Source organism: Brevibacillus centrosporus (assembly GCF_003710815.1).
GTDB lineage: Bacteria > Bacillota > Bacilli > Brevibacillales > Brevibacillaceae > Brevibacillus > Brevibacillus centrosporus.
This window is the reverse complement of record NZ_RHHP01000040.1, coordinates 1-1,198: the sequence shown is the minus strand read 5'-3', so window position 1 is coordinate 1,198 and position 1,198 is coordinate 1. Positions and strand designations below refer to the sequence as shown.

9 tRNA genes are annotated in these 1,198 nt (G+C 49.7%); all 9 read left to right on the top strand.

Features of this window, described 5'->3' with window-relative positions:
* Positions 1 to 74, top strand: a tRNA-Glu gene (locus EDM55_RS26065).
* Between the two features lie 82 nt (positions 75 to 156).
* Positions 157 to 232: transfer RNA gene (locus EDM55_RS26060), tRNA-Val, on the top strand.
* 30 nt (positions 233 to 262) lie between these two features.
* Positions 263 to 339, top strand: a tRNA-Met gene (locus EDM55_RS26055).
* A 57-nt stretch (positions 340 to 396) separates the two neighbouring features.
* Positions 397 to 473: transfer RNA gene (locus EDM55_RS26050), tRNA-Asp, on the top strand.
* A gap of 39 nt (positions 474 to 512) precedes the next feature.
* Positions 513 to 588 (top strand) — tRNA-Lys (locus tag EDM55_RS26045).
* Positions 589 to 606: 18 nt separating this feature from the next.
* Positions 607 to 693, top strand: a tRNA-Leu gene (locus tag EDM55_RS26040).
* A gap of 27 nt (positions 694 to 720) precedes the next feature.
* Positions 721 to 796: transfer RNA gene (locus EDM55_RS26035), tRNA-Gly, on the top strand.
* 3 nt (positions 797 to 799) lie between these two features.
* Positions 800 to 876: transfer RNA gene (locus tag EDM55_RS26030), tRNA-Arg, on the top strand.
* A gap of 29 nt (positions 877 to 905) precedes the next feature.
* A tRNA-Pro gene (locus tag EDM55_RS26025) sits at positions 906 to 982 on the top strand.
* Positions 983 to 1,198 lie beyond the last annotated feature (216 nt).

Below are 1,198 nucleotides of genomic sequence, written 5' to 3'. Positions count from 1 at the left end.
GGCCCGTTGGTGAAGCGGTTTAACACAGCAGCCTTTCACGCTGTCATACAGGGGTTCGAATCCCCTACGGGTCACCTATAAGAACCCTCATTTGTTGGGGGGCCGCAAAGTACTCGGAATATGCTTCAGAGCATAAACGTCACTTTGTGGGGATGTGGAGGCTTAGCTCAGCTGGGAGAGCATCTGCCTTACAAGCAGAGGGTCGGCGGTTCGATCCCGTCAGCCTCCACCATTTTCATTACTTGACCGATCAGGTCCCTGTCGCGGGATGGAGCAGCTCGGTAGCTCGTCGGGCTCATAACCCGAAGGTCGCAGGTTCAAATCCTGCTCCCGCAACCAAATTTTCTCCTTGCGTTTTAAGGAGGATCGAAGTACCTGTAGGGTGCAACTGAATATGGAGCTGTGGTGAAGTTGGAGTTCACGCCGGTCTGTCACACCGGAGGTCGCGGGTTCGAGTCCCGTCAGCTCCGCCATTTATACTTTAAATGTGTACATGGCGAATTTTATAGTACGAGCCATTAGCTCAGTTGGTAGAGCATCTGACTTTTAATCAGAGGGTCGAAGGTTCGAGTCCTTCATGGCTCACCAGTTTTTACAACTTCACATGCGGTCGTGGCGGAATTGGCAGACGCGCTAGATTCAGGTTCTAGTGGTGGCAACACCGTGGAGGTTCAAGTCCTCTCGACCGCACCAAACAACCCTAACAACTACAAATCACATGCGGACGTAGCTCAATTGGTAGAGCGTCGCCTTGCCAAGGCGAAGGTCGAGGGTTCGAGACCCTTCGTCCGCTCCATATGTGCCCTTAGCTCAGCTGGATAGAGCGTTTGACTACGAATCAAAAGGTCGGGAGTTCGAATCTCTCAGGGCACGCCACTTTTCACCTAAAGTGAAAAGGATATAGTCGGGAAGTAGCTCAGCTTGGTAGAGTACTTGGCTTGGGACCAAGGGGTCGCAGGTTCGAATCCTGTCTTCCCGACCATGAACTTTCATTCGAAACGACCTTGAACTGGAAAGTTTTGATGGTTGATAACTAGCTTGCAATGTGATACATTGTAAACCTGCGCTCCGTAGAGAGTGCGACTACATAACGAGCATTGGATAAAGTGTAAAAAACACTTGACTTTATAGGTTCGGATGTAGTAAGATGAAATTCCTGTCGCTTTTAAACAGGATTAAAAAATGCTCTTTGAAAACT